Raw genomic sequence first — 25,562 nt, 5'->3', positions numbered from 1 at the left:
GGGGAGCGGGCCAGCCCCCTGCCCGCCCGCTACGATCCGGTCTCGAGCAGTTCGGAGATCAGCGCGCTGACCCGCCGCTTGATCTCGTCGCGGATAGGCCGGACGGCCTCGATTCCCTGGCCCGCGGGGTCCGCGAGCTCCCAGTCCTCGTAGCGCTTGCCGGGGAAGACCGGGCACGCGTCGCCGCAGCCCATGGTGATGACCACGTCGGACGCGCGGACGGCGTCGGTGGTGAGGATCTTCGGCGTGGCCGAGGTGATGTCGACGCCGTCCTCGGCCATCGCCTCGACGGCGACCGGGTTGATCTGATCCTTGGGTGCCGACCCGGCCGACAGGACGTCGATTCGTCCTCCGGCCAGGTGGGACAGGTAGCCGGCGGCCATCTGGGAGCGCCCTGCGTTGTGGACGCAGACGAACAGCACGCGGGGCCTGAAATCGGTCAGCTCTGCGAGCAGGGTGCGGACGCGGCGATCGATGTCGTCGCGGACCAGACGCATCCGCTCCATGCCCTCGATGCCCCGGTGCGACGGCTCGTCGGTGCGCCAGATTTCGAGCGCGCTGACCTCGTCGTCGTCGTCGATCTCCCCGGCGGCCTCGTCGCCCAGGACGATCACCCGGTCCACCTGTCGCAGCAGGTCGGGGTCGATGGCCGTGGGTGTTTCGCCGGACATGTCGGCGCCGACCTCAGCGACCGCCTCCGCGGCGAGCGCGTTGACCGCCGAGCCGGGCGCGGTGCCCGCCGAATGGACGGCGACGGCGTCGCCGGCGTGCAGGCGCATGAGCGCCGCCGCCATCTGGGACTTGCCGCCATTCTTGACGCACACGAACAGAACGCTGGGGACGTGGTGCGCCTGCTGCTCGGCGGTCATGAGCGGGTCCCGGTCACCGAACGATCGGGCAGGGTCGGGTCGCCCGGGAAGAGTTTCGGTCCGGCCCACAGGGCGACGTAGACGAGCCCGATGAGGACCGGGACCTCGATGAGCGGCCCGACCACGCCCGCGAGGGCCTGGCCGGAGGCGATGCCGAAGGTGCCGATCGACACCGCGATCGCCAGTTCGAAGTTGTTGCCCGACGCGGTGAACGCCACGCTGGTCGACTTGGCGTAGTTCAGCCCCACCGCCCGCGAGGCGAACAGGCTGACGAGGAACATGAGGACGAAGTACAACAGGAGGGGCACGGCCATCCGCGCCACGTCGAGCGGCTGGGACGTGATGGCATCGCCCTGCATGGCGAACAGCAACACGATCGTGAACAGCAGCCCGTAGAGGGCCCACGGGCCGATCCGGGGGAGGAACGTCTCCTCGTACCACTCCCGGCCCTTGGCCCGCTCGCCGAACACTCGGGTGAGGAAGCCGGCCAGCAGCGGGATGCCGAGGAACACCAACACCGAGAGCACGATCGCCCACACGGAGAACTCGGCCATCGTGGTCTCCAGCCCCAGCCAGGAGGGCAGCAGCTGGAGGTAGAACCAGCCCAGGGCGCCGAACGCCACGACCTGGAACACCGAGTTGATCGCCACCAGCACCGCCGCGGCCTCCCGGTCGCCGCAGGCCAGGTCGTTCCAGATGAACACCATGGCGATGCAGCGGGCCAGGCCGACGATGATCAGCCCGGTACGGAACTCCGGCAGGTCGGGTAGGAAGACCCACGCGAGGGTGAACATGAACGCCGGACCGGCGATCCAGTTGAGGAACAGGGACAGTGTGAGCAGTTTCCGGTCACCGGTGACCCGGTGGGTCTCGTCGTAACGGACCTTCGCGAGGACCGGGTACATCATCACCAACAGGCCGATGGCGATCGGGACGGAGATCCCGCCGATCTTCACCGAGTCCAGCGCCCGGTCGAGGCCGGGGATGAACCGTCCGAGCAGTAGCCCGACGGCCATCGCCGTGAGGATCCAGAGGGCCAGCCAGCGGTCGAGGAACGACATCTTCTTGGCGACCGGTGCCACGCCGGGCCCGGTCATCATGGTGCTCATCCGGGAGAACGTCCTTAGATCGATGATTGTCTATGGGGGAGGCTAGGCTGACATATCGGTGAGTGTCAATGTATCTTCGGGGTCAGGTGAGGTGGACGATGACAACAGTGGAACCCGGCCTGTCGGCCCCGGTGCAGGACGCGTGTTGCTCGATGTCGGCGGGGCCGGTGGACGCTCCCACCGCCGAGCGGATGTCGGCGCGACTCAAGGCGCTCGCGGACCCGATGCGGCTGCGCCTGTTGTCGCATATCGCGGCTCAGGGGTGTGACTCGGTGTGCGCGTGCGACCTCCTCGAAGTGGTCGACATCAGCCAGCCGACGATCAGCCACCATCTCAAGAAGCTCGTCGAGGCCGGGTTGCTGGTCCGCGAGCAGCGCGGCAAGTGGGCGCACTACTCGGTGGTGCGCGAGTCCTTCGACGACCTGCGCAGCTTCCTCGACCTGTCCTGACCGGGTGACGACCCCTGCCCTGTGGTGTGCTTTCGCATGGCGCGGAAGTGCGCGGTGGAGTCGAGAAGTGAGCGGTTGCCCGGAGTGGTGGCCGGACGGCAGGCTCCCGACGCCCGGCGTAGGTCACTATTCGAGTGAGAGGAACCGGACGGCGACCTCGGAGATCTTCCGCGCTGTCGCGGTTCGGTCCCACTTGGGGAGCGCAAGATGACTGACCGTCAGGCGCACCAGGGTGTCGGCCGCGTCGATGACATCGCCCGGGGGGAGACCCGGATAACTCTCCGCGACCCATCCGGCCAGGGTGTCGGAGGCGAGGTCGAGAAGCGGCGCGGATGTCGTGAGCAGCGGGAGCATCCCCGTGGACGCCTGACCTCCCGCATCAAGGTCACGGTTGGAGATGAGCACCGCCTTGAGCAGGGGGCTGCGCCCGGCCTCGTTCAAGGTGTAGTCGACGGCGGCTGCGATGCCTCGCTTCGCATCGCCGATGTGCGCCTCCAGCGCGCCCCGGATGCCCTCGAGGAAGTGCGAGGCCTCCCGGAGTACGACGGCTTCTCCGAGGCCGGCCTTGTCACCGAACTCCTTGTACAGAGCCGCCCGCGACACCCCGGCACGATCAGCCACCTGCCCCATGCGCACCCGGTCCCAGCCGCGGTCGACAGTCAGGTCGTGGGCAGCCTCGAGGACAGCCAGGCGCATGTGCTCCTTGAATCGTTCGCGCATTGACGGTGCCCGCATGACAGAAAGGTTAGCGATTCCTGTCTCGCGATCGACTCGCGTCACTGACTTGGACACGGCCACACGCTACCTAGCGTGCTCGTCGGCCAGTTGGTCGACCATCGCTGCGAGGGTGTCCTGAAGTCTTTGCACACCCGCAGCGGCTCCCGTCGCCGTCGGCAATTCTCGGAGGTCCTCGAGCGGGACCGGGTCCCCGACCAGCAGGGTGACCCGACGACGGCGGCCCAGCACCACCCTTCCTTCGTAAGCTGGCGCGATGGCCTGCACACCCCATTGGGCGACGGGGATCAATGGGACTGACGTCTCGAGCGCGATGCGAACAGCACCCGACCTGAGCGACATCAGACGTGCATCCGGTCGGTTCGTGATCGATCCCTCCGGGTAGACGACGACGAGGGCGCCGCGATCCACTGCTTCGATCGCGGCGCGGATCCCGGCTCGCCCGTCGGAGCGGTCGACCTGGACGTGGCCGGCCGACCGAAACCACCAGCCCACTGCTCTGCTCTGAAACAGGCTCGATTTTGCCATGAACCGGGGGGTCCGGCCCTGGGCGAGGACCATCTCCGCGAGGAAGAGCGGGTCGGCTTGGGAGACATGGTTGGCCGCCAGTACTGCGCCCCCCGACCCGGGAAGGCGCTCTGTACCGCGCCAGTCCGCTCTCCTGACGAGCAGCAGAAGGGGTTTGCAGACGACCAACGCGAGCCACCATGCAGGGCCGCGGGCGTCCGCGGGTGCGCGTCGCACGCCTGCGGACTGATGCGAGTCACGGGCGCCCGGAACGAAAGGCAGAAGTCTCATCGCGGGCCCTGCCGTCGACCTCCAAACCATCCTTGTTCACCTCGGGGGTCAGACGTTCGGTGGTGACCACGACCAGTGGTCGGTCTGCTTGCTCACACCGCCACCTCCGGTGTCAGGGCAGTCGTGTCGACGGCGACTTGGCCGAGAATGCCGTTGGTGGTCATGGAGTCCCCGGGGCGGTTGACGCTGTCAGCGGCGACCGGCTCGCCCTGCCTGAGGTAGTAGCAGGTGCGGTTTCGGTCAGAGGTGGGGTCACCGCTCAGGACGATGTCGTCATAACCGTTGTTGAGTCCCGCGATCCGCAGCTTGTGGTCGTACTGGTCCGACCGGGACCATGGGAGCGCCGACACCTTCTTGTCCCTTCCACAGATCGTCCTTGTTCCTTCCACAGGTCTTCGAGAAGGGGGTCGCTGGTAGGGCAACATCGGCTCGTCACCGGCCCACGATGTCACCGGACCAACCCTCCCGGCGGAGGCGGGTGGCCGACTGCGCGCCGGCATGGCTGGCGCCGACCACCACCGCGCGCCCCGAACTCATCCGGTTCCCTTGGGGGTGAGCTCGACCATCAGCTTGCTGATGCCGCGAACGAAGTTGGACTGCACGTACTCCGGCTCACCGACGACATCGATCCTCTCGAAGCGTGGGAGCAGCTCCTCCCAGAGGATCCGCAACTGCAGCTCGGCCAATCGGTTGCCCATGCACCGATGGACGCCGAACCCGAAAGCGATGTGGTTGCGGGCGTTGGGCCGGTCGATGATCAACTCGTCCGGCCGCTCGAACACGGACTCGTCCCGGTTACCTGACGCGTACCACATGACCACCTTGTCACCCTTGCGGATGAACTGGCCGTTCACCACGGTGTCGGTCTTGGCGATCCGCCGCATGTAGGCAAGAGGGGTCTGCCAGCGGATGATCTCCGAGACCATGTTGGGGATCAGATCCGGATTGGCCTTCAGCTTCTCGAACTGGTCGGGGAACTGGTTGAGCGCGAGAACCCCCCCACTCATCGAGTTGCGGGTGGTGTCGTTGCCCCCGACGATGAGCAGGATCAGGTTGCCGGCGAACTCCATTGGTCGCTTGATCAGGTCCTTGGTGGCCTCGTCGCTCTGCAGCATCGTGATCAGGTCGAAACCCGGCTCTTCTCCCTCCGCCAGGCGGGCGGCCTTGTCATGCCACAGTGCGCTGAGTCCACGCGCCATGTCGACCATGCCCTTGAACAGCTCGTCGTTGTCGGAGGGCCCTCCATTGGCCTGCTCCATGGAGGTGGCCAGGTCCGACCACTCGACAAGCTTGTGGCGCTGCTCGTAGGGGAAGTCCAGCAAGGTCGCCAGCATGCGCGCGGTGAGCTCGATCGACACCGTCCTCACCCAGTCGAAAGGCTCGTTGACGGGCAGGTTGTCCAGGACGTCCCTGACGCGCTCCCGGATGAGGCCCTCCATCTCGCGCAGGTTCTTGGGAGCCACCACGCCTTGGACGGCGCGCCGTTGAACGTCGTGCCTGGGCGGATCCATGGCGATGAACATGGCGATGTCCATGAACCGCGGCGGCGCCCCGATGACGATCAGGGGCTCGGCGGAGAAGGCCTCGTGGTTCTTGTCCACAGCGATGATGTCGGCGTGCCGCGTCACCGACCAGAACGGCCCGAACGGACTGTTGGGCTGGTAGTGCACCGGGGCCTCGTTACGCAGGCGCTCGAAGTAGGGGGCCCACTGCCCCTGTCGGTACAGGAAGGGGTTGCTGAGGTCGATGTCTTCGAGCGCGAGTTCTTCGACCGGCGGGATCGGGCGTTCGACGAACATCTTCTGCCCGTTCGTGCCCGTCAACCAACGTCGGCTCTTGTCGTAGAGGTGCGCGGCCTGGACCTGGCGATCCAGGGGTATGGCGGCGTCGACCTTCGTCTTCACTGCGTCAGGGATCTTCATCTCGTCAACACCTCCTGTTACATCTGGAATTCAGGCAACTGCACGGTCAAGCCGTCCCATGACCGGGAGACCTGGACTTGGCACGACAGCCGCGACGTCGGCTCTCGCTCGGGGTTCATCGACAGCATCTCCTCCTCCTCCGGGCCGGAGGGGCCGACCTTGGCGGCCCAGGCGGAATCGACGATCACGTGGCAGGTGCCGCATGCGGCCTCTCCGCCGCAGTCACCATCGATGCCCGGAATGGCGTTGTTCGTGGCGACCTGCATCAGCGAGCAGCCCTCCTCGATGGGCGCCTCGTGCTTCTCCCCGTCGTATGACACGAAGGTAACGACTGTCATCTACAACTCCCTCACTATTGACTACGTCATCGACATTTTCTCCAGTATTGTCGTTGATATCGGCGATGACCATGTTGAATCGTGTCATCCTGCTGTGAGATCGGGTCACGTGAGGAGCGCTGTGCAGAGAAGCGAGCCGGGCGTCCCAGCGCTTGCCTTCGCGCAGCTGCTGGCCAGTCCGGCGATCGATCCGGACAGTGCCGAGCAGTTCCGTGCCATCATGGCGCGCGAGGGAACCGGGGAACTGTCTCTGATCCGGACCCAGGAGCAGGCACCGCTGCGGTGGTTTCGCGAGGTCTACCCGGACCTCGATGCCGAGCAGGCAACGAAGCTGGGGATCGCCTGCGCGGAACAGGCCCAGCTCACGTCCTTCGGGCCGTTGAGCGTGCCGCTGGTCAGCGCAGGAACCGTCGCCCAGGTCGTTCAGCTGTTGACCTATCTTCCCGTGATCACCGAGGCCGTCACCACCCAGTCCGATCCCCAGCGCGACGACCTGACGATCCGGCTCACCGGGAACGCGGCAGACCCCGACCTGGACTGTCTCGCCGTCACCTACTGCGGACTCGCCCTCATGCGGTTGGTCGACCGACTGGTCGACGACGCGTCGGAGGTGACCATGCATAGTCGCTGGCCGGAGCCAAGCAGCGGGGCTCGAGAAGCCTGGCCGGGGGCGCGGCTCATCTTCAACGCCCCCCTGTCCTATGTGCACATCCCTGAACGGACGCTACACGCGGCCTGCCGCTTCCCCGACCCAGTCGCCTACGACGTCGCCGTCACCAGCCTCCAGCAGGCGCTCGAACGTCAGGGCGGCAGCCCGGAGTTCACCCGCAGAGTGCGGGCGTTGCTCGAGGACGGGTCCGGGGTGAGGACCCTCCAGTCGGTCGCGAATGAGTTCTCGATCTCCTCGAGTACCCTGAAACGCCGGCTCGCCGCGGAGGGAACCAGCTTCCGCGAACTCCTCCAGGAGTCACTGCTCGACCGCGCCCGGATACGGCTGCTCGACCGCTCCACGTCTGTCAGTGAGGTCGCCGCCGAACTGGGCTACAGCGACCTCACGAACTTCTCGCACGCCTTCAAAGGGTGGACCGGCAGCTCACCGAGCCACTTCCGACGCGCCCACCAGCACCCTTGAGTACCACTTCCGCAGTTCCTTAGAAGGACCGCGCCCGGTGGGAGTGGCTCATCCGGTGCTCCCGGATGAGTCCACGGATCCTTCCGGAGTGGTCTTACCGGTGGTAGCTGGAGGAGTGAAGGCATGGTCAGGCCCCGCAGCGGCGGTGACCATAGGTCCGTAGGCCTGGTGGAGAGCGGACAGAATGCGGCCCAGGGGGAGGTCGTCGAAGTTGCCGTGGTCTCGTACGTACTCCATGTGCCGAGTCCCGTCGGAGGTGAAGGCGTGCATGAGCGCGTCGCTCTGTCCGTCGAAGTCGACCGGGGGCACGCCGAATCGTTCGCATAACTCGACGTTGAAGGCAGGTGTGGCCTTCAGCCATCGTCGGTCGATGTAGGCGCTGCAATAGCCGTGATAGACGAACAGGTCCGTTCCACCCATGACGGCTCGTAAGGTGTCGGTCTGCAGATGGTTCCGTACATCGGCGAAGCCGAGTCGGGTAGGGATGCCCGCGGCCCGCAGAACCGCGGCCAGTAGCACCGCCTTGGGCACGCAGTAGGCGCGGCCGGCCTGGAGGACGTGGCTCGCCCGGTAATGCTCAGGATCCTCGGAGACCGAGTAGGGGTCGTACCAGATTTGGTCACGCACTGCAGCAAAGAGTAGGGACGCTCTCTCTCGGGGGCTCGACGCGCCGGCGATCACGTGCTGGGTGAAGTCGCGTACCGAAGCGTGGTCGTGATCGAGGAAGAAGGTCGCCTCAAGGTGCGATCCCGGCGCCGGCGTCATCGCCGCACCGCGGTGTTGACCAGACCGTCAGTCTTGAGCGCTACGGCCGTGCGCAGCCAGCCGGCCGGCTGCTCGCCGGGCACTGCCGAGATGCAGACGTCGGGCATCCGCCGCACCAGGTCACCGACCTCTTCCAGCCACCGGTCGCACACGGGGCGTCGCCGTTCCAACGCGGGACCGCTTCGACGGGCTCGGGGTGCGCCCATTCCGGGCGAGAGGTCCCTCATCGCGCGCTCAACAGAAGGTCGTTGTCCACAGCAACCCCTACGCTCTGGGCGAGATCACGCATGATCAGCCAAACTTGATGGGCGATCCGGGTGGTCACCTCTTCCTTCGACTCATCGTGGTGGTCCAGCCACCAGATGATCCCCGCGTCGACCATGCCCATCAACCCCGCCATCACGCCGTCCGGGGGATCGACTTGTACCTCGGATGTGCGCATGTATGCCGAGGCTGCGGCCACCACCTCGCCGAGGAACCGTGTGCGCCCCAACCTGGCCCGGTGTGTTTCCTTGTTCTGCTGGCGCGCCGCCATGAAGCGATACAGGTTGGGATGACCGGCAGCCCATCCGATGGCAGCGCCTATCACGCCTTCGATGATGGCGGGAGCTGTACCGCTCACACGCAAGGCGGGACGAACGGTGTCGATGAGCTGATCAGCCGCGAATCGGAGCACTTCTCGTTCGAGGTCTTCCTTGCTGTCGAAGTGCCGGTAGACGTGAGGCCGCGCAACGCCTGCCCGTTCCGCGATCTGGGCAGTACCGACGCCGGGACCGTACTCCTCGATCGCACGAGCCGCAGCCACCACTATCTGCTCTCGTCGTGCCGACCGGTGCGATTCGTGCGCCGTCGATCGGCGCACCACGGCCGTGTCCACCCACCTCGCAAGATCCACGACCACATTCTAACCCGAAAGGGACTGGCGCGGTACAGGGTGTACCCGTAGCCTTCGGGCACACCCTGTACCCGGCGAATACTCCCTGGAGGACCCATGCCCAGCCGCCGTTCACCCTGGATGAACCAGGACCTCGACGACTTCCGTCAACTCGCCCGGACGTTCTGCGAGAGGGAGATCAAGCCCAACATCGAGCGGTTCATCGAACAGAAGCGCGTCGACCGCGAACTCTGGACCCGCGCCGGCGAGCTCGGCCTGTTGTGCGCCTCCATTCCCGAGGAGTACGGCGGGGGCGGCGGCAACTTCTTCCACGAGGCAATCCTTATCGAGGAGCAGGCCCGCATCGGTGACAGCAGCTGGGGGGCCGCACTCCACAGCGGCATCGTGGCGCACTACCTGCTGCACTACGGCACCGAGGAGCAGAAGCGCGAGTGGCTGCCCAAAATGGCCTCCGGCGAGGTCGTGACCGCCATTGCGATGACCGAGCCGGGGACCGGTTCCGACCTCCAGGGAATCAAGACGAAGGCAGTCAGAGAAGGCGACGACTACGTCATCAACGGAGCCAAGACCTTCATCACCAACGGCTACCACGCAGACATGGTGCTCGTCGCCTGCAAGACCAGCCCCGATCAGGCTGCTGCAGGCGTCTCACTGGTCATCGTGCCGACCAGCTCCGAAGGATTTCGACGCGGCCGTCTCCTCGGCAAGATCGGCCTCAAGGGGCAAGACACCTGCGAGCTCTTCTTCGATGACGTACGTGTGCCTTCCAGCAATCTGCTCGGCACCGAGGAGGGGCAGGGCTTCGTCCAGCTCATGATGCAGCTCCCGCAGGAGCGGCTCATCGTCGCCGTCAGTTGCGCCGCGTCGATGGACTTGATGCTGGACCTGACACACGAGTACACACTCACGCGCGAGGCGTTCGGCAAACCGATCTTCGGATTCCAGAACACCAAGTTCAAGCTCGCCGAGGTCGCCACCGAAGCCCGCGTCACCCGCGCCTTCATCGACGAGTGTCTCGACCTGCATGTCAAGAGCGAACTGGACATCCCCACCGCCGCGATGGCGAAGTACTGGAGCTCCGAACGCGCTCAGCAAGTCGCCGACACCTGCCTGCAACTCCACGGCGGCTACGGCTACATGGAGGAGTATCCGATCGCGCGCGCATGGACCGACCTGCGGATCAGTCAGATCTACGCCGGCACCACCGAGATCATGAAGGAGATCATCGCCCGGTCACTCCCGGCACCTGTCATGGGACAGTAGCGACGGCCCGCTGGCCACATTGACCTCGCCAAATTCCGTGGTGGTGACGGGCGCCGGGGCGTGTGTCGCGTGCCGGGGAACGGCTTGGACCGTCCATCAGAGGCGTGCCTGGGCTCAGACGCAATCCCTGGCCCCGGTTCATTCCCGGCACCCTGGCGTCGGTGGCGGCGAAGAAGTGCCGCAGCCGGGCCGTCGGCGTCTGTCCGCGGGCCGCTGTCGCCGGGGTCGGGCGCGAAAGCCAGTGGTAGAACCCAGAGGTCGACACGGTCAGCCGAGCGCTCATCGTGTCCACCGGGTTGGTCTCGGCGGCGTCGATTCTGCAGGTGTCGAGGTACTCGTACTCCAGCTCCTTGAGCCGTGCCCGCTCATCGAGCGTCACCTCGGTCTCGGTGCCACCGCCACCGTGGGTCTCGCGGTACTTGTTCAACCCACAGCTCGTCGTGGAATTCCTGGCTGAACGGTCTGCGAGATGCACTCACTGCTGGGTGTCATCTCGGTGGGCCCCTCACTCTGGAAGGGCCCCCTGTCCGAGCTCACCGCAGCAGGCCACACCTTTGAAGAAGTCTTGACGCTTGAAACCACCCCGGCGCGCGACTGGTGAACTCGACCGGGGCGAGCTGACCGGCACCCGCGGGGACCCGACCGAGCACCGGGACTCCGGTCAGGCGGGGCAGATCCTCGAGGTTGCAGCGCTCGGCGAGACTCGGGACGGACGGCCAGGAGCCGATGACGATCCCCGCGCAGCGTAGACCCGCGGCCCCGATGGCGCGGATGGTGAGCTCGGTGTCCGACAGCGTGCCCAGTCCCGCGCGGGCGACCACGACCACCGGGGCGTCGAGCGACCGGGCGAGGTCGAGGACGGTGAGGTCCGGGCCGAGTCGCACGAGCACACCGCCGGCGCCCTCGACGAGGTCGAGTCGCGACCCGGCGGACGCCACACCGGGGGGCTCGCCGAGCCACTCGCGGATCGGGTCGAGCAATCCGGGCAGCGTGGACTGCGGCAGGCCGGCGACGCGGGCGGCGGTCTCGGGTGCCAGCGGATCGGGCAGCCGACGGACCTCCAGCACCCGCCGCACCCCGGACAGGCGCGCGGCCTCGTGGGCGTCGCCCGGCTCGCCCGGGCCCAGTCCCGTCTGGATCGGCTTGCAGATCCCCACGTCCAGGCCCAGCGACAGGCCGTGGGCGGCCAGCGCCGCGGTGGCGACGGTCTTGCCCACGTCCGTGCCGGTGCCGGTGATGACGATCGGCGCCGGGCCGGGCGAGGTGGTCATGCGCGGGCCCCCTCGAGCCGCGCGGCCGCGCCAACTGGGTGACCGTGCTCGCCCAACACCTGCGCCAGCACGTCGCTCGCCCGCGCGAGATCGGCGCCGGAGAGGTCCGCCCGGGCGGTGAGGCGCAGCCGTGCGGTGCCCTCGGGAACCGACGGCGGGCGGAAGCACCCCACCCGGACGCCCAGCTCGAGGCACCTGCCGGCGGCGGAGACCGCGCGGGCGGGGTCGCCGAGGATCACCGACACCACCGCTGACCGCGGCTGCTCGGCGCCGGTGACCGCGGCCAGGTGCTCGGCCACCTCCACCACGCGCGAGGCGAGCGCGGGGTCGCGGCACAGGACGCCGAGGGCTGCGCGGGCCGCGCCCACCGCGGCGGGGGCGAGGCCGGTGTCGAAGATGAAGGTGCGCGCGCTGCTGATGAGGTGCTCGCGCACCCGCTCGGACGCCAGGACCACCCCGCCCTGCGACCCGAGGGCCTTGGACAGCGTCGCCGTGACCACCACGTCCTCGTGCCTGCTCAAGCCGTGTTCGTCCACGAGCCCCCGCCCGCCGCTGCCGCGCACGCCGAGGCCGTGGGCCTCGTCGACCAGCAGGACCGCGCCGTGCGCGCGGCTCGCCCCGTGCAGCGCGAGCAGGGGGGCCAGCTCACCGTCCGCGCTGTACACCGAGTCGGTGACGACCAGCGTGCGCTTCTCGGTGCGCTCGGCCAGGGCCCGGGCCACCGCGCCGACGTCACCCCGGTCGACGACGACGACGCGGGCCCTCGCGAGCCGGCACGCGTCCACGAGCGAGGCGTGCGAGCCGCCATCGGAGACGATGAGCGATCCCCGCCCGGACAGCGCCACCACGGCTCCGAGGTTGGCGGTGTACCCGGAGGAGAAGACCAGCGCCGCGGGCTTGCCGCAGAACTCGGCGAGCTCGTCCTCGAGCGCCAGATGCTCCTGCGTCGTTCCGGTGACCAGGCGTGATCCCGTCGCCCCCGCACCCCAGCGGCGCGTCGCTGCCACGGCGGCGTCCACGACCTCGGGGTGCCGACCCAGTCCGAGGTAGTCGTTGGAGGCGAGGTCGATCACGCCGTCCTCGGCCGCGCGTGGGGACAGCACCCGCCGCACATGCCGGGAGGCCCGGTCGGCGGCGGCGTCGTCGAGCCAGTCCAGGGCGGGGGATGTCTGCATGGTCATCGGCCCGCCCCTGGCGCTGCAGCCCCTGCAACCGCCGCCGCACAGATCCGGTCGATCTCCTCGTCTGTAGAGGTGTACGGCGGCATCGTGTAGATGAGATCCCGGAAGGGGCGTAGCCACACGCCGTGCGAGGTGATCGCTGTTGTCGTCGTCGTCATCTCCACCGGCTCGGCCAGCTGGATCACGCCGATCGCCCCGAGCACCCGCACGTCGACCACACCGGGCACGTCGAGCGCGGGCGCCAGCCCGTGGCGCAGGCGCGCCTCGATGCGCGGCACATCGCGCCGCCACCCGCCGCCGGCCACCAGATCCAGCGACGCGCACGCCACCGCGCACGCCAGCGGATTGCCCATGAACGTCGGCCCGTGCGCCAGGCCCCCCGCCTCGCCGGCGCTGATGACATCGGCCACCCGGTCGGTGGTGAGCGTCGCGGCGAGGGTGAGGTACCCGCCGGTCAGGGCCTTGCCCACGCACATCACGTCCGGTGCGACGCCCGCGTGGTCGGCAGCCCACAGCTCGCCGGTGCGGCCGAAGCCGGTGGCGATCTCGTCGAAGATGAGCAGCGTGCCCGTCTCGTCGGCCAACCGGCGCAGGTCACGCAGGTACCCGGGGTGGTGGAAGCGCATCCCGCCCGCGCCCTGGACCACCGGCTCGACGATGATCCCCGCCAGTTCGTCGGCGCTCCCACGGATCACCCGCTCGAGCTCGGCGACGTAGTCAGCGCAGTAGTCGGCGGGCGGGGCGGACGCGAAGACCTGCTCGGCCACCACCCCGCGCCACATCGAGTGCATGCCGCCGTCGGGGTCGCACACACTCATCGGGGAGAGGGTGTCGCCGTGGTACCCGCCGCGCCACGTCGCCAGCCGGGTGCGTTCGGGGCGGCCGAGCGAGCGCTGGTACTGGATCGCCATTTTCGCGGCCACCTCTACGGATACAGAGCCCGAATCCGCGAGGAACACCTTGTTCAGCTCGCCCGGCGCCATGCGGGCGAGTCGGGTCGCCAGTTCGACGGCCGGTGCGTGCGTGAGCCCGCCGAACATCACGTGGCTCATCGTGTCGACCTGCCGGTGCGCGGCCGCGTCGAGGTGCTGGTGCCGGTAGCCGTGGATGGCCGCCCACCACGAGCTCATGCCGTCGATGAGCTCGCGCCCGTCCGCCAGCCGTAGCCGGACCCCCGAGGCGGAGACGACCGGCAGCGGCGGCGTGCTCGCCGGGAACCCACCGTAGGGGTGCCAGACGTGCTCGGCGTCGGCGGCGAGCAGCGCGGTGGTGGCGGCCTGTTCGGCGTCGGTGGCCAGCATCGCCGCGGCGTCGTCCGGGGTGGAGGGGGAGGAGGGAGTGTCGACGACGACGAGGTCCCGGGCACCGGGAGAGTGGACCGAGGCGGACATGTCAGGCGTTCGCGGGCTCGCTGGTGCCGGCCCCGCGGGTGCGGATGGCCACCTTCTGGTCCCGCCCGGTGGCGACGGCGGGCGTGGCCGGCCCGGCGGCATTCGCGGGCGCGTCCGCGGTGGCGGCCTCCACCGTCCCGTCCCCGGTGTCCCCGGCCGGGTGGTCCATCTGGAGGACCTCGAGGCCGGCGTCGGCGATCATCTGCAGGTCCTCGCCGCCGGGCTGGCCCTCGCTGGTGAGGTAGTCGCCCAGGAACAGGGAGTTGGCGACGTAGAGGCCCATGCCCTGGAGGTAGCCGAGGTGGCGTTCGCGGCCGGCGGCCATCCGGATCTCGGTGTCGGGGGCGACGAAGCGGACCATCGCGAGGATGCGCAGGCAGTCGCGCGGGTTGAGGGTGTCCACGCCCTCGAGCGGGGTGCCGTCGAAGGGCAGCAGGAAGTTGACCGGGATCGAGTCGACGTCCTTGGCGCGCAGGTCGAAGGCGAGCTCGACGAGCTGGTCGTGCGTCTCACCCATGCCCGCGATGAAGCCCGAGCACGCCGAGAGTCCGGCTCCGTGGGCCTGGGCGACCGTGTGCTCCCGGTCGGCGTAGGTGTGGGTGGTGCAGATGTCCTCGTAATGGCTCTCGGCCGTGTTGAGGTTGTGGTTGTAGGCGTCGGCGCCGCTGGAGCACAGCTTCTCCGCCTGGCCATCCTTCAGTGCACCCAGGCAGGCGCACACCTCGACGCCCGGGGTGTCGGACTTGATGGCCTCGATGATGTCGGAGACCTTGCCGACCTCGCGATTGCTGGGGCCGGTGCCGCTGGCGACCAGGCACACTCGGGAGGCGCCGGCCGCGATGCCCGCCTTGGCCGCGGTGACGGCCTCCTCGGTGTTGAGCCAGGTGTAGCGCAGGATGCCGGCGGTGGAGTTGAGCCGCTGCGAGCAGTAGAAGCAGTCCTCCGGGCACAGGCCGCTCTTGAGGTTGACCAGGTAGTTGACCTTGACCTTGTTGCCGAAGTGCTGGAACCGCAGCCGGGACGCGGCCGCGACCACCTCCATGAGCTCGGAGTCCGGGGACCGGAGCACGGCGAGGGCGTCCGCCGCGGTGACGACTCCGCCGTCGAGTACGTGATCCGCGAGCTCGTGCCAGCGGGGGGTCGTGATGGCCATTGTTCCTCCTGAACGCCGTTCATTGAACGCCGTTCAAGCTAGCGCACGGTCGTCGACTTGTACAGCGTTCAGGAGAGGGTTGTGGCGGCCGGTAGGATCGGCGCCCGTGGCCCTGACAAAGACGGCGGTCGTCGACACCGCCCTGGAACTGCTCCGCGAGTCGGGGCTACCCGGCATGTCGATGCGCACGTTGGCGACCCGGCTGGGGGTCCAACCGAGCGCGCTGTACTGGCACGTTCCGTCCAAGCAGGCGCTGCTCACGGTCGTCGCGGAGCGCATCCTGGCGACGATGGGTCCCGTCGGGGAGGGGAACTCGGCCGCCGACGAACTACGGGCGGTGGGGCAGGCGCTGCGCGCGGCCGTCACGGGCGTTCCGGACGGCGCCGAGGTCGTGGCGCTGGGTCTGGCGGCGGGTGCGGTGAATCCGGTCGCCGAGGTGGTCGAGGCGGCGTGCTCCCGCCACGGACTCGAGGGCCGCGCGCCGGGGTTGACCACGGCCCTGACGGGCTACGTGGTGGGCCTGAGCCTGGAGGAGCAGACCCACCACAACCTCACGGTCGCCGACCCCGCGACGCCGACGGTCGAGTTCGATCCGCGCTTCCGGGAGGGTCTCGACGCGATGCTCGCGGGTGTCCAGGCCTGACGACTCCCATCGAGAAGAGCGTCCGGGGCGGGGGGTGGGCGCTTCAGTAGCGGGCGAAGACCTGGGTGGCGTAGAGCTTGCCGTCCGCGGCCACCGCGGCGCCGACGCCCATCGAGGTGTGGCCCGGGTTGAGCAGGTTCACGCGGTGGCCGGGGGAGGCCATCCACTGGTCCACCAGCTGCTGCGGGGTGGCGTGCGCGTAGTTCTGCAGCACGTTCTCGCCGTAGTGGCCCCACCCGGCGGGGATCTGCGCGCCCACATCCGGGTTGTGGAACATGCGGTTCTGCGCGGCCTGCGTGCCGCTCCAGTTGGTGGCCACCGCGGTGAGGCCGCCGTTGACGGCGAGAGGGGCGAGGCCGTGTGCGGTGCGGGCGGCGTTGGTGGCGCCCTCGAGCTGGGCCCGGTACTCGGCGGAGGCGGGGTCGATCGTCGGCGCGGTGCCGGCGGGGGCGGGGTTGGCGAAACCGATCGTCAGGCCCGTGAGGTGGATCTGGGGCAGCTGGATCTGCGGCGCCTGGGCCGAGGCCTGCGGGGCCGCGTTCAGGGCGAGGGTGGCGGAAGCCGCGGCGGCCAGGATCAGGCCACGACGCAGGTGCTGGAGGGCTCGGGTCACGAGTGTCGGTACCTTTCGGGTGCTGGGGGCCCGACTGTCGGGTCGCCGAGCGCAACGGTAGGAACCGGCTCCAGCCCTAAGCCAGCCGTCATCACCCCGTAACCACCGTGAGCAGGGGAGGGGCGTTATCCACCCCACCCCCGCTGGACGATCGTCCGGCAGTCAGTCGCGGGCGAAGTCCTGCACCACGTGCACGGTGCCGTCCTCGGCGGTGGCCACGCCCACGCCCACCCGGACGAACCGGCCGTCGAGCATCCGATCGCGCATGCCGGTGTCGGAGAGCAGGGCCGAGAGCGCCTTCTGCGGGGTCGCGCCGGCGGGCAGCGCGAGAACGGTGCGGTCGCCGGCCGGGTCCACGTCCGAGTCCGCGCCGGGGGCAGCGGCGTCAGGGGTGTCGGTGTCAGCGTCGACCCGTGCATCGGCGGGGACGGTCACCTCGCCGGTCGTGGGGTCGCCCGCGGCGAGCTGGGCGGCCCGCTCGCGGGCTGACGCTTCGAGTCGGGGGTCGGTGATGAGCCGGTCGGCGCCCACCACGAGGCGGGCCTCGTTGACGGCGGCCACCACGCTGCCCTCGAACGCCATCAGCCTGATCTCCTCGGGCAGCAGATCGTCCGCGGCCGCGGCGGCCGGGTCGGCCACCGGGGCGGAGGGTGCCCCGGGAGCGTCCGGGGCGAGGGAGGCCAAGCCGGGGATGGTGGCGAAGAACGGCAACGCGAGCTCCAGTGAGCCCTGCGCGGCGGCCGTGCCCGTGCCGGAGGCGAGCAGGAGGGCGGCCGCGCCGGTGGCGACGGCGGAACGAAGGGGATGACGCACGCGATGGTCCTTTCCTCGGGCTGCGGCTCGCGCCGCGGCCTGCGTGTGGAGCGTGTGCCGGATCGGACGGTGTCGCCCGAGCCAGTTCACTCCTGCCTCTGTCGTCACTCTAGTCACATGCGTTACACCGACGCGATTCCCATTCGTATGCCCGCGCGCGAGTGGGCGCCGAGACGACGGCGCCCCCGCCGCCGGTGTGGACCGGGGGTGGGGGCGCCGTAGGAGGGGGCGACGACCGAGGGGGCCGCGGGGGTCAGGTCAGTCGGGCGAAGTTCTGGGTGGAGTACAGCTTCCGGCTGTCGGCGACCTCCACGCCCACACCGAGGTGGGTGTGCACCGGGTTGAGTAGGTTGAGGCGGTGCGGAAGCGAGTTCATCCACTGCTGGACGAGCGCCTCGCCCGAGGCGCCGCACCAGTTCTGCAGCACGTTCTCGCCGTAACTGGTCCACTTGCCGTCGCTGAGCGGCGTTCCGTCGTAGGTTGCCGCCATCAGGGCCTTGATCTGCGGATTGTGCGTCATGGCGTCCACGCTGGCCATCTGTTCGCTCCAGTCCTGGGCGATCCGGTCCAGGCTGGCGAGGCGCGTGACGGGGTTGAGGCCGCGGGAGACGCGCTCGCGGTTGGTGTACTCGTGGATGTCCGCGATCACCTGCTCGGTCTCCGCCGGGGTCGCCTGCTCACAGGGGGCGGGCGCGCCCACGGTGAACTGGAGCGACTGGGCGGCGGTGACGGGGGCGGCCAGGGCGAGGAAGGTGGCGGCAGCGGCGGCGACGGCGCCGATGCGCCGCCTGACGATGGTTCGCATTGAGGGGATTCCTGAGGGGTTGGGGGAACGTCGGGGGAGGACATGTGACCGAGGGAAGCCACGAATCTGAGGATAAGGTCAGTTCTTCGAGATCGCCGCATTATCGACCCCCGCGACACAATTTTGTGCACCCTCAAAACTGCAGGTCAGGCGCCCAGGTTGCTGACTCGTCACACAGACATTCGTCCAGTAAGGCGTGCGACGCCTCCGGATCGATGTTCGGGCGTGCCCCTGATCGGCCCGCATCGCCACGCCGGTCCGGACGCCCCGGTGAGCGAAAATTCCTCTACCGCGGGGTCGGGCGACCGGATACCGGGCAGAATCAGCCCCCATGGGCCACAGTCACTCTCACCTCCTCAGTCCCCTCGCCGTCGGGCATCTCACCCTGCGCAACCGCGTGGTCATGGGGTCCATGCACACCGGGTTGGAGGACCGCTCGAAGCACCTGCCCGAGCTCACCGCCTACTTCGCCGAGAGGGCGCGCGGCGGGGCCGCCCTCATGGTCACCGGCGGGTACTCGCCCAACGTGGAGGGGTGGCTGCTGCCGGCCGGGTCGATGATGGCCTCGCGCCGGATGGCCGACAAGCACCGCGGCCTCACTGACGCCGTCCATGCCGAGGGCGCCCACATCCTCCTGCAGGTCCTCCACGCCGGCCGCTACGGATACCAGCCGTTCGTCCGCTCGGCCGCGTCGACCAAGTCGCCGATCAGCATGTTCAGAGCGCGCGCCCTGAGCGCCCGGGGTGTCGAGCGGACGATCGACGACTGGGTCCGGGCCGCCCGCCTGGCCCGGCGCGCGGGGTATGACGGCATCGAGATCATGGGCTCGGAGGGCTACCTCATCAACCAGTTCCTCGCCGCCCGGACCAACGACCGCACCGACTCGTGGGGCGGCACCGCGAGCAGGCGGATGCGGTTCGGAGAGGAGATCGTGCGCCGCATCCGCGCCGAGGTGGGCCGCGACTTCCTGCTGCAGTACCGGATCAGCCTGCTCGACCTGGTCGACGGCGGCCAGTCGTGGGAGGAGACCGCCGAACTCGCGCAGCGCCTCGAGGCCGTTGGTGTCGACGTGTTCAACACCGGCATCGGCTGGCACGAGTCCCGCATCCCCACCATCGTCACCTCCGTGCCGCGGGCCGCGTTCGTCGACCTCACGGCCCGGCTCAAGCAGACCGTCGGTGTCCCGGTGATCGCGTCCAACCGCATCAACACCCCGGACATCGCGGAGCAGATCATCGCCCGCGGTCAGGCGGACCTGGTGTCCATGGCGCGGCCGCTCCTGGCGGACCCGGCGTTCGCCGCCAAGGTCGCCGAGGGGCGGGCCGACGAGATCAACATCTGCATCGCCTGCAACCAGGCCTGCCTCGATCACACCTTCGCCAACAAGCGTGCCTCCTGCCTGGTCAATCCGCGCGCCGGCCGCGAAACCGAGCTCCTGCTCACCGTGGCCCCCACCCGGCGGCGGGTGGCGGTGGTCGGCGCGGGACCCGCGGGGCTGGCGTGCGCCGAGGCCGCCGCGTCCCGCGGACTCGCGGTGGAGGTCTTCGAGGCGGAGGACGAGCTCGGCGGGCAGTTCCGCTACGCGATGCGCGTGCCGGGCAAGGAGGAGTTCGCGGCGTCGATCGCCTATTTCAGCCGGCGCCTGGACGTCCTCGGCGTGCCGGTGCACCTCGGCCGCCGCGCCCACCCGGACGATCTCGCGGGCTTCGACCACGTGGTGATCGCCACCGGGGTGCGGCCGCGCGAGATCACGATCCCCGGCGCCGACCACCCCATGGTCATGACCTATCCCGAGCTGCTCACCGGCACGCGGACCCCCGGCCGCCGGGTCGCGGTGATCGGTGCCGGTGGCATCGGCGTGGACGTCTCGCAGTTCCTGCTGGCCGGCGGGCCCGGGATCGCCGTCGACGGCCGCGAACCGAGCGGCCACTCCACGGATGTGGAGGCGTGGCGGCGCCACTGGGGCGTGACCGATCCGGCGCTCGAGCGCGCGGGACTGGGCACGGCCGTGCACGCCGAACCGGCCCACGAGGTGCACCTGCTCCAGCGCAAGACCTCCCGCATCGGCCGGGGCCTGGGCAAGACCACCGGCTGGGTGCACCGCGCCGAGCTCGAGGCCGGCGGCGTGCGGAAGCACACCGGGGTGACCTACGTGAAGGTCGACGACGACGGGCTGCACATCCTCGACGCCGACGGCCGTCCGCAGCTCGTGCGTGTGGACTCGGTCGTGGTGTGCGCGGGCCAGGAATCGGTGCGCGACCTGGTGGGGGTGGCCGATCAGCTGGGCGGCGGGGTGAACGGACGGGTCCACGTGATCGGCGGCGCGGACGTGGCCGCCGAGCTCGACGCCAAGCGCGCGATCAAGCAGGGAGTGGAGCTCGCGGCAGCCCTCTAGGAACCGCAGCGCACCTCGCGGCGGCGGTCGACGATGCTGAACGCCAACGCGCCCGCGGCCAGCGCGGCGATCAGCCCGAGCGCCACCCGGAACGCAAGCAGCCAGTCGTCCTGGGTCTCGACGATCCAGAACAACACGCCCGGCACCATCGCCGTGCCCACCGCGGTGCCCATGCGCTGGCCCAGCGAGATGATGCTGCCGGCGACCCCGCCGTACTCGGGGTCCACCGCGCGCAGGGTGAGCGTCTGGTTGGGGGAGATGGTCATGCCCTGCGCGGTGCCCATCATCGCGGCGGGGGCCATGAAGATCAGGTAGCTCACCGCACCGGACTCCACGACGCCCGCGAGCAGGATGAACGTCAGCAGCGCGGTGATGGTGAGGCAGAAACCGCCGATGACCATCCGCCGCCCGAGTCGGAGCACGAACCGTCCCGCGACCTGGGCCGAGATGGCGGCGAGGACCGAGGCGGGCAGGCTGATGAACGCCGAGTCGATGGGCGCGTAGCCCAGGTGGAACTGCAGGTACATCGGCATGACGATCCACAGGCTCGTGCCGCCCACGAAATAGATGGACACGATGATCATGCCGTTGCGGAACGCCGGGTCGCGGAAGATGTCGGGGTTGACCAGCGGCGGCCGCCCGATCCGCTCGTAGCGCCGCTCCCACCACGCGAAGGCGGCCATGAGGCCCAGCCCGACCGGAACCAGCGCCCACAGGGCGGGGCTGCCGCCACGGGTCAGGAAGGGCAGCATCAGGGACAGCACCGCGACGCCGAGCAGGACGATGCCGACCGGGTCGAGGTCCAGGCGCGTCCGCCGGCCCCGGTGCCGCGGCCTGGGCAGCCCTGCGTTCACGGCGGCGGCGATCCTGGAGGCGCGGCCGGCCTCGTCGTCGTCGTGCCCCGGCCCGTCACCACGTTCGGCGCCGTCACCGTGCACATCGCCGTCACCCTGCTCGGCGTCGCCGCCGCGCTCCGCGGACAGGCGCGCCATGTCGCCGGCACGCGCGGCGGACCCACCGACGTCGGGCCCCGCCTCGCCCGGCGGGAGGCGGCGGTCGTCGGGCAACCAGCGCCAGCCCAGCACCAGCGCCAACGCGCCGAGCGGCACGTTGACCAGGAACATCGCGCGCCACCCGAGGTCATCGCCGAGGACCTCGATGAGCAACCCGCCGACCAGCGGCCCCGACGCGGTGGCGATGGAGACCGTCGTGGCCAGCGTGGCGAACGCGCGCGCCCGCGCCCCACCCCGGAAGTACTTCTGGATGAGGCCGAACGTCTGCGGGTTGAGCATCCCCGACCCCACGCCCTGGATGAGGCGCGCCAGGTTGAGCATCTCGATCGACTGGGCGGACCCGGCGACCACCGCACCGCCCACGAAGACCGCCACGCCCGCCAGGAAAAGGCGCTTGCGTCCGGTGGCGTCGCCCAGCCGCCCCGACGGCACGAGCAGCAGCCCGAACGCCAGCGCGTACCCGGACACCACCCACTGCAGTCCCCGCGAGTCCGAGTCCAGGGCGGTGCCGATCACCGGCAGCGCCACGTTGATCACCGACAGCGCGAGCAGCGCCATGAACATCGGGACCATCAGGGTGGTGAGGACCCGGGCGGTGCTGACCGGCCGGGTCGTCGCGGGGGTCACGGGCGCATCGGTCACTTCCGCGATGGTATCCACGGCGGACGCCCCGGGCCCGACGGTCACGGGCGCGCAACAACCCTGTCACGACCTACCCGTGCGCCGCTGCGGTCAGTAGCGTCGGGTCATGGCTGATGTCACCCGCACCGCAGAAGTCGATCCGATCCCCTTGACCGACCTCGCCGAGCTGGGCACCACCAGCGGCCGGGCCGTGTCGATCTTCCTGCCCACGGCCCGGGCCGGGGCAGAGGTCCGCGAGAACCCCATCCGCGCCAAGTCGCTCATCAAGGACGCCGAGACCCGACTCAAGGCGCACGGCGTGGCCCAGGAGGAGTCCGACGAGATCCTCGGCCCGCTGGTCGCCCTGTTGGAGGAGGACGCGTACTGGCAGCGCCTGTCCGACGGTCTCGCGCTGTTCGCGTCGAAGGGGTTCTGGCGCGCGTACCGCCTGTCCACGGACGTCGCCGAGGCGGTCCACGTGAGCGACCGGTTCGCCGTCCGGCCGATCGTGCCGGCCGCGGTCGGTGACGGCGAGTTCCTGGTCCTCGCGGGCAGCCAGAACAAGGTCCGCCTCCTCGAGGGCACCGCCTCGACTATCCGCGAGCTCGACCTGGGCTCGATCCCGTCCTCGATCGACGACATGGCCGGCGATATCCAGCCGCCCTCGCACCAGCAGCAGCGGTTCAGCGGGGCCGCCGGCGCCGGCCCCGGGGCGAACAGAGCCGGCGGGGGGATGGTGCACAGTCACGGCACGGGCGCCGAGGTCGGGGACGTGCAGCGGGAGAAGTTCCTGCGGCAGATCGCGAAGGGGCTGCAGGAGGCGCTGCGCCCCAACGATCGGCGGCCCGTCGTCCTGGCGGCGGTGACCGAGCACCTCCCGCAGTTCCGCGGGTACCTGAACTACGAACACCTGGTGGACGAGGTGGCCGCCGGCAACCCGGACGCCCTGTCGCCCGCCGAATTGCACGAGCGCGCGTGGGCGGTGGTCCGGCCGGCGATGCAACGGCAGTCCGACGCGGTCGCGGAACGCTTCGGTGACGCGATCGGCGCCGGTCGCGCGCTGGCAGGCGGCGGGTCGGACATCCTGCACGCCGCCCGCGAGGGACGCGTCGACACGCTGCTGCTCACCCGTCGTCGCTGCACCGCCGAGCACGGCCCCGACGATCTGGACACCGCGGTCGGTCAGGTCCTGGCCACGTCCGGATCGGTGGTCGTGGTGGACTCCCTGCCGAAGGACGTGGCGGAGGGCGCGATCCTCCGATTCTGACCCCCGACGCCGGCCCCCGACGCCGACGTGGGTGCGGGCGGCGCGTGACGGCGCGCTGCCCGCACCCGCTGGCGTCTCGTGCACAGCTCCCGCTCAACTCGGATGTGTAGCGTCGCGGCTTCACGCACACGTCAACGTCAGGAGATCGAGTGCGCACACGAACGTGGAGGTCGGCGGTCGCCGCCGCAGGACTCGTACTGGTGGTCGCGGGGTGCGGCGCCGGGGGCGACGACGACGAGGGCGGCGCCGCCCAGACGCAGGCAGCAGCCGAGCAGTCCGAACAGGCAGCTGAGCCCGGGCAGGAGGGCGAGCAGTCCGCGGACGGGCCCGACACCTCCGACATCCCCGACCCGGTGGCCGAGGTGAACGGCACCGAGATCTCACGCGACGAGTTCCTGTCGGTGTTCGAGAACCAGTACCAGCAGATGAGCATGCAGGCCCAGATGTCCGGCCAGCCCGTCGACGAGGCCCAGCTCAAGGAGCTGACCACCGACGGGTTGATCGGCACCGAACTGCTCACGCAGGAGGCCGGCACTCGGGGGATCGAGGTTTCCGATGAGGAGATCCAGGCCGAGTTGGCCGTGTTCGCCGAGCGCAACCAGGTCAGCACCGACGAGTTCGTCGAGGCGATGGGCGGGCAGGGCCTGGACCGCGCGGCCGTGCTGGACCAGATCGACAAGCAGTTGCGCGTCCAGAAGCTGATCACCGACGAGTACGGGGAGTTCGAGGTGACCGAGGCCGAGGTGCAGGCCGCCTACGAGCAGGTCGCGCAGCAGCAGGCGATGTCCGGCGGCGGTGAGGCCGGCGGTGGCGGGCTGCCGCCGCTGGAGCAGGTCCGCGGTCAGGTCGAGGAGCAGGTGCGGGCCGAGCAGGAGGCCGGCGCGATGGAGGAGCTGTCGCAGAAGCTCCGCGCGGATGCGGACGTGACCGTCCACATCTAGGGGGCCCGCCGCGGTGACGTCGCCGCCACGGTCACGGCGACTGCGCGGCGGTTCTGTCTATACGGTGACGTCGGTGTGCGGCAGCTGCTGCGCCACCCACGGGAACACGACCTCCATGAGCAGCAGGAACACGGCCGCCAGCAGGATGAGGACGAGCGCGACCCTGACCGGCCGCGGGCCGGGCAGGGATCGCCACAGGTAGGCGTACATCGGCTCACTCCTCCAGGGCGGCCGGGCGGCCGTCGGTCTTCGCGGTGGTCTCCACGAGGGCGGCGTGCACGATGAGCCGCTCGGCGTTGGAGTACATCGGGTGGCAGGTGGTCAGGGTGAGCAGGCGCTCGGGGGCCTCGGTCGCGTCGTCCGCGCCCGCCGCGCCCGCTGCGCCCGCTGCGCCCGCTGCGCCCGCTGCGCCCGCTGCGCCCGCCTCGCCCTCTGCGCCTGCCGCACCGGGCACCGGGGCGATCACCTCGACCGCGTCGGGGGTCGTGATGTGCCGGCCCGCGACGTGGGCGTAGTCGCCGACGGCGACGCGGTCGGTCTGCCGCGGGGTGAGGCACTCGCGGGCGGCCGCGAGCCGATCCGCGCCCCCGGGCTGCACCGGCAGGAGCCGGTAGGTCTGCCACTGCGTCTCGGTCTCGATGACGATCGCGTCGCACGAGTCCAGCCGGTCGAGGTGCTCGAAGACGGCGCCGGAGCCGTTGCGGTGGCCCGCGAGCGCGGCGTTGCCCGGTTCGCCGGGCAGCTGGGTCCCGGGGTAGTGGCCCGGCCCGGTGCGCAGGTCCTCGGCGCGCGTCCCCTCCACCACCGCGTAGACCGCGTCTGGGCCGAGCGTCGGCAGGTGGATCCGGGCGAAGGGGTCGCCGAGCGTCGGCACGGGCGGCGGGACCGGATCGCCGGCGGGCCGACCGGCCGCGTCGGGGCCACTCGCGTCGGGGACGGGGCCGTCGCTCCACTTCTCCTCGAGCCCGGCGGCGGCCTCCGCCTGCAGTCGCCCGGAGGCGAGGTTCGTCCAGAACGCCTCGTAGAACACGTACAGCAGCAGTACCACGCCCACGGTGAGCAGCAGTTCGCCGAGGATCTGGCCGACGCCCGGCGCGCGGCGGGGCTTGCCGGGCTCGCGGCGGGAGTCGCCGGCTGCGCTGCGGGCCGGTGTGCGCGACGGGGCGGGGGGTCGGCTCAT

28 protein-coding genes and 1 pseudogene are annotated in these 25,562 nt (G+C 70.0%); 7 read left to right on the top strand and 22 right to left on the bottom strand.

Going from position 1 to position 25,562, the window contains the following annotated elements; translation table 11 throughout:
- Nucleotides 1-29: 29 nt before the first annotated feature.
- The 3 genes and pseudogenes from CK206_RS20750 to arsB form a co-directional block, all read right to left on the bottom strand.
- Complete coding sequence (locus tag CK206_RS20750; protein ID WP_371607078.1) at nucleotides 30-443, bottom strand: arsenate reductase ArsC; 414 nt, start codon at nucleotides 441-443, stop codon at nucleotides 30-32.
- A gap of 18 nt (nucleotides 444-461) precedes the next feature.
- Nucleotides 462-869, bottom strand: a pseudogene (locus tag CK206_RS20745) (low molecular weight phosphatase family protein); the annotation flags it as partial.
- A complete protein-coding gene (gene arsB / locus CK206_RS08750; RefSeq protein ID WP_096906175.1) occupies nucleotides 866-1,978 on the bottom strand; it encodes an ACR3 family arsenite efflux transporter in 1,113 nt (370 codons plus the stop codon). The pseudogene CK206_RS20745 and the gene arsB, both read right to left, overlap by 4 nt.
- Nucleotides 1,979-2,076: 98 nt before the next feature.
- Here arsB and CK206_RS08745 point away from each other — a divergent pair, with 98 nt between their 5' ends.
- A complete protein-coding gene (locus CK206_RS08745; RefSeq protein ID WP_067716176.1) occupies nucleotides 2,077-2,427 on the top strand; it encodes a helix-turn-helix transcriptional regulator in 351 nt (116 codons plus the stop codon).
- Between the two features lie 126 nt (nucleotides 2,428-2,553).
- Here the strand turns inward: CK206_RS08745 and CK206_RS08740 are convergent, their stop codons facing one another.
- The 5 genes from CK206_RS08740 to CK206_RS08720 all read right to left on the bottom strand — a co-directional run bounded on the left by CK206_RS08740 (nucleotide 2,554) and on the right by CK206_RS08720 (nucleotide 6,220).
- On the bottom strand, nucleotides 2,554-3,123 hold the full coding sequence (locus CK206_RS08740; protein WP_063972255.1) for a TetR/AcrR family transcriptional regulator: 570 nt from the start codon (nucleotides 3,121-3,123) through the stop codon (nucleotides 2,554-2,556).
- Nucleotides 3,124-3,228: 105 nt separating this feature from the next.
- The gene (locus tag CK206_RS08735) at nucleotides 3,229-3,906 is read right to left on the bottom strand and encodes a 1-acyl-sn-glycerol-3-phosphate acyltransferase (RefSeq protein ID WP_227022378.1); all 678 of its coding nucleotides are present in this window, start codon (nucleotides 3,904-3,906) and stop codon (nucleotides 3,229-3,231) included.
- Between the two features lie 146 nt (nucleotides 3,907-4,052).
- The gene (locus CK206_RS19540; protein ID WP_007628308.1) at nucleotides 4,053-4,310 is read right to left on the bottom strand and encodes an oxidoreductase C-terminal domain-containing protein; all 258 of its coding nucleotides are present in this window, start codon (nucleotides 4,308-4,310) and stop codon (nucleotides 4,053-4,055) included.
- Between the two features lie 183 nt (nucleotides 4,311-4,493).
- Nucleotides 4,494-5,882 carry a cytochrome P450 gene (locus CK206_RS08725; RefSeq protein WP_007628310.1) on the bottom strand — a complete coding sequence of 463 codons (1,389 nt, stop codon included), beginning with the start codon at nucleotides 5,880-5,882 and terminating at the stop codon, nucleotides 4,494-4,496.
- A gap of 17 nt (nucleotides 5,883-5,899) precedes the next feature.
- Nucleotides 5,900-6,220 carry a 2Fe-2S iron-sulfur cluster-binding protein gene (locus CK206_RS08720; RefSeq protein ID WP_007628312.1) on the bottom strand — a complete coding sequence of 107 codons (321 nt, stop codon included), beginning with the start codon at nucleotides 6,218-6,220 and terminating at the stop codon, nucleotides 5,900-5,902.
- 121 nt (nucleotides 6,221-6,341) lie between these two features.
- Here CK206_RS08720 and CK206_RS08715 point away from each other — a divergent pair, with 121 nt between their 5' ends.
- The gene (locus CK206_RS08715; protein ID WP_007628314.1) at nucleotides 6,342-7,352 is read left to right on the top strand and encodes an AraC family transcriptional regulator; all 1,011 of its coding nucleotides are present in this window, start codon (nucleotides 6,342-6,344) and stop codon (nucleotides 7,350-7,352) included.
- Between the two features lie 48 nt (nucleotides 7,353-7,400).
- On the opposite strand, the gene CK206_RS08710 is transcribed toward CK206_RS08715, so the two are convergent.
- The 3 genes from CK206_RS08710 to CK206_RS08705 are packed head-to-tail and all read right to left on the bottom strand — an operon-like array spanning nucleotide 7,401 to nucleotide 9,012.
- Entirely contained in the window at nucleotides 7,401-8,117 is a 717-nt protein-coding gene (locus tag CK206_RS08710; protein WP_096906173.1) for a transglutaminase family protein, read from the bottom strand.
- Complete coding sequence (locus CK206_RS19535) at nucleotides 8,114-8,323, bottom strand: hypothetical protein (RefSeq protein ID WP_143337713.1); 210 nt, start codon at nucleotides 8,321-8,323, stop codon at nucleotides 8,114-8,116. The genes CK206_RS08710 and CK206_RS19535 overlap by 4 nt, the downstream gene beginning before the upstream one ends.
- Nucleotides 8,324-8,340: 17 nt before the next feature.
- Nucleotides 8,341-9,012, bottom strand: a complete 672-nt coding sequence (locus tag CK206_RS08705; RefSeq protein ID WP_216824127.1) for a TetR/AcrR family transcriptional regulator — start codon at nucleotides 9,010-9,012, stop codon at nucleotides 8,341-8,343.
- A gap of 96 nt (nucleotides 9,013-9,108) precedes the next feature.
- On the opposite strand from CK206_RS08705, the gene CK206_RS08700 reads away from it, so the two are divergent.
- Nucleotides 9,109-10,275, top strand: coding sequence for an acyl-CoA dehydrogenase family protein (locus CK206_RS08700; protein WP_063972188.1), 1,167 nt, complete (start codon nucleotides 9,109-9,111; stop codon nucleotides 10,273-10,275).
- Here the strand turns inward: CK206_RS08700 and CK206_RS19530 are convergent.
- The 5 genes from CK206_RS19530 to bioB form a co-directional block, all read right to left on the bottom strand.
- Entirely contained in the window at nucleotides 10,262-10,702 is a 441-nt protein-coding gene (locus CK206_RS19530; protein ID WP_143337712.1) for a hypothetical protein, read from the bottom strand. The two genes, CK206_RS08700 and CK206_RS19530, sit on opposite strands and share 14 nt — an antisense overlap.
- A gap of 106 nt (nucleotides 10,703-10,808) precedes the next feature.
- Nucleotides 10,809-11,546 carry a dethiobiotin synthase gene (gene bioD / locus CK206_RS08695; protein ID WP_096906172.1) on the bottom strand — a complete coding sequence of 246 codons (738 nt, stop codon included), beginning with the start codon at nucleotides 11,544-11,546 and terminating at the stop codon, nucleotides 10,809-10,811.
- Nucleotides 11,543-12,727: an 8-amino-7-oxononanoate synthase gene (locus CK206_RS08690; protein WP_096906171.1), complete on the bottom strand. Its 1,185-nt coding sequence runs from the start codon at nucleotides 12,725-12,727 to the stop codon at nucleotides 11,543-11,545. The genes bioD and CK206_RS08690 overlap by 4 nt, the downstream gene beginning before the upstream one ends.
- The gene (locus CK206_RS08685; protein WP_096906170.1) at nucleotides 12,724-14,118 is read right to left on the bottom strand and encodes an adenosylmethionine--8-amino-7-oxononanoate transaminase; all 1,395 of its coding nucleotides are present in this window, start codon (nucleotides 14,116-14,118) and stop codon (nucleotides 12,724-12,726) included. The genes CK206_RS08690 and CK206_RS08685 overlap by 4 nt, the downstream gene beginning before the upstream one ends.
- Before the next feature lies 1 nt (nucleotide 14,119).
- Complete coding sequence (gene bioB, locus CK206_RS08680; RefSeq protein ID WP_096906169.1) at nucleotides 14,120-15,271, bottom strand: biotin synthase BioB; 1,152 nt, start codon at nucleotides 15,269-15,271, stop codon at nucleotides 14,120-14,122.
- Nucleotides 15,272-15,377: 106 nt separating this feature from the next.
- Between bioB and CK206_RS08675 the strand changes: the two genes are divergently transcribed.
- The gene (locus tag CK206_RS08675; protein ID WP_063972193.1) at nucleotides 15,378-15,914 is read left to right on the top strand and encodes a TetR family transcriptional regulator; all 537 of its coding nucleotides are present in this window, start codon (nucleotides 15,378-15,380) and stop codon (nucleotides 15,912-15,914) included.
- 43 nt (nucleotides 15,915-15,957) lie between these two features.
- On the opposite strand, the gene CK206_RS08670 is transcribed toward CK206_RS08675, so the two are convergent.
- The 3 genes from CK206_RS08670 to CK206_RS08660 form a co-directional block, all read right to left on the bottom strand.
- Nucleotides 15,958-16,527, bottom strand: a complete 570-nt coding sequence (locus CK206_RS08670; protein ID WP_096906168.1) for a CAP domain-containing protein — start codon at nucleotides 16,525-16,527, stop codon at nucleotides 15,958-15,960.
- Between the two features lie 162 nt (nucleotides 16,528-16,689).
- Nucleotides 16,690-17,340: a CAP domain-containing protein gene (locus tag CK206_RS08665; protein WP_007628335.1), complete on the bottom strand. Its 651-nt coding sequence runs from the start codon at nucleotides 17,338-17,340 to the stop codon at nucleotides 16,690-16,692.
- A 253-nt stretch (nucleotides 17,341-17,593) separates the two neighbouring features.
- A complete protein-coding gene (locus CK206_RS08660) occupies nucleotides 17,594-18,145 on the bottom strand; it encodes a CAP domain-containing protein (RefSeq protein WP_007628337.1) in 552 nt (183 codons plus the stop codon).
- Nucleotides 18,146-18,476: 331 nt separating this feature from the next.
- On the opposite strand from CK206_RS08660, the gene CK206_RS08655 reads away from it, so the two are divergent.
- Entirely contained in the window at nucleotides 18,477-20,540 is a 2,064-nt protein-coding gene (locus tag CK206_RS08655; protein ID WP_096906167.1) for an NADPH-dependent 2,4-dienoyl-CoA reductase, read from the top strand.
- Here CK206_RS08655 and CK206_RS08650 read toward each other — a convergent pair.
- Nucleotides 20,537-22,195 (bottom strand): MFS transporter, encoded by a 1,659-nt coding sequence (locus CK206_RS08650; RefSeq protein WP_050797136.1) that lies wholly within the window; start codon nucleotides 22,193-22,195, stop codon nucleotides 20,537-20,539. The two genes, CK206_RS08655 and CK206_RS08650, sit on opposite strands and share 4 nt — an antisense overlap.
- 106 nt (nucleotides 22,196-22,301) lie before the next feature.
- Between CK206_RS08650 and CK206_RS08645 the strand changes: the two genes are divergently transcribed.
- Together CK206_RS08645 and CK206_RS08640 are read left to right on the top strand one after the other, a co-directional pair.
- A complete protein-coding gene (locus CK206_RS08645; RefSeq protein WP_007628342.1) occupies nucleotides 22,302-23,441 on the top strand; it encodes a hypothetical protein in 1,140 nt (379 codons plus the stop codon).
- Between the two features lie 149 nt (nucleotides 23,442-23,590).
- A complete protein-coding gene (locus CK206_RS08640) occupies nucleotides 23,591-24,382 on the top strand; it encodes a SurA N-terminal domain-containing protein (protein WP_254050525.1) in 792 nt (263 codons plus the stop codon).
- A gap of 57 nt (nucleotides 24,383-24,439) precedes the next feature.
- Here the strand turns inward: CK206_RS08640 and CK206_RS19995 are convergent, their stop codons facing one another.
- Entirely contained in the window at nucleotides 24,440-24,592 is a 153-nt protein-coding gene (locus tag CK206_RS19995) for a hypothetical protein (protein WP_007628348.1), read from the bottom strand.
- Nucleotides 24,593-24,596: 4 nt separating this feature from the next.
- Complete coding sequence (locus tag CK206_RS08630; protein ID WP_096907370.1) at nucleotides 24,597-25,562, bottom strand: class E sortase; 966 nt, start codon at nucleotides 25,560-25,562, stop codon at nucleotides 24,597-24,599.

Origin of the sequence: Dietzia sp. WMMA184 (assembly GCF_002441635.1) — a bacterium.
Lineage (GTDB): Bacteria > Actinomycetota > Actinomycetes > Mycobacteriales > Mycobacteriaceae > Dietzia > Dietzia kunjamensis.
The sequence above is the reverse complement of the archived record's forward strand: the minus strand, read 5'-3'. Positions and strand labels throughout refer to the sequence as shown.

What these genes read in the sequence shown, in the direction of transcription:
- arsB (WP_096906175.1), bottom strand. Translation starts at nt 1,978, where the DNA reads ATGAGCACCATGATGACCGGGCCCGGCGTGGCACCGGTCGCCAAGAAG.
- CK206_RS08745 (WP_067716176.1), top strand. Translation starts at nt 2,077, where the DNA reads ATGACAACAGTGGAACCCGGCCTGTCGGCCCCGGTGCAGGACGCGTGT.
- CK206_RS08740 (WP_063972255.1), bottom strand. Translation starts at nt 3,123, where the DNA reads ATGCGCCTGGCTGTCCTCGAGGCTGCCCACGACCTGACTGTCGACCGC.
- CK206_RS08725 (WP_007628310.1), bottom strand. Translation starts at nt 5,882, where the DNA reads ATGAAGATCCCTGACGCAGTGAAGACGAAGGTCGACGCCGCCATACCC.
- CK206_RS08720 (WP_007628312.1), bottom strand. Translation starts at nt 6,220, where the DNA reads ATGACAGTCGTTACCTTCGTGTCATACGACGGGGAGAAGCACGAGGCG.
- CK206_RS08710 (WP_096906173.1), bottom strand. Translation starts at nt 8,117, where the DNA reads ATGACGCCGGCGCCGGGATCGCACCTTGAGGCGACCTTCTTCCTCGAT.
- CK206_RS19535 (WP_143337713.1), bottom strand. Translation starts at nt 8,323, where the DNA reads ATGGGCGCACCCCGAGCCCGTCGAAGCGGTCCCGCGTTGGAACGGCGA.
- CK206_RS08700 (WP_063972188.1), top strand. Translation starts at nt 9,109, where the DNA reads ATGCCCAGCCGCCGTTCACCCTGGATGAACCAGGACCTCGACGACTTC.
- bioD (WP_096906172.1), bottom strand. Translation starts at nt 11,546, where the DNA reads ATGACCACCTCGCCCGGCCCGGCGCCGATCGTCATCACCGGCACCGGC.
- CK206_RS08690 (WP_096906171.1), bottom strand. Translation starts at nt 12,727, where the DNA reads ATGACCATGCAGACATCCCCCGCCCTGGACTGGCTCGACGACGCCGCC.
- CK206_RS08685 (WP_096906170.1), bottom strand. Translation starts at nt 14,118, where the DNA reads ATGTCCGCCTCGGTCCACTCTCCCGGTGCCCGGGACCTCGTCGTCGTC.
- bioB (WP_096906169.1), bottom strand. Translation starts at nt 15,271, where the DNA reads ATGGCCATCACGACCCCCCGCTGGCACGAGCTCGCGGATCACGTACTC.
- CK206_RS08660 (WP_007628337.1), bottom strand. Translation starts at nt 18,145, where the DNA reads ATGCGAACCATCGTCAGGCGGCGCATCGGCGCCGTCGCCGCCGCTGCC.
- CK206_RS08655 (WP_096906167.1), top strand. Translation starts at nt 18,477, where the DNA reads ATGGGCCACAGTCACTCTCACCTCCTCAGTCCCCTCGCCGTCGGGCAT.
- CK206_RS08645 (WP_007628342.1), top strand. Translation starts at nt 22,302, where the DNA reads ATGGCTGATGTCACCCGCACCGCAGAAGTCGATCCGATCCCCTTGACC.
- CK206_RS19995 (WP_007628348.1), bottom strand. Translation starts at nt 24,592, where the DNA reads ATGTACGCCTACCTGTGGCGATCCCTGCCCGGCCCGCGGCCGGTCAGG.
- CK206_RS08630 (WP_096907370.1), bottom strand. Translation starts at nt 25,562, where the DNA reads ATGAGCCGACCCCCCGCCCCGTCGCGCACACCGGCCCGCAGCGCAGCC.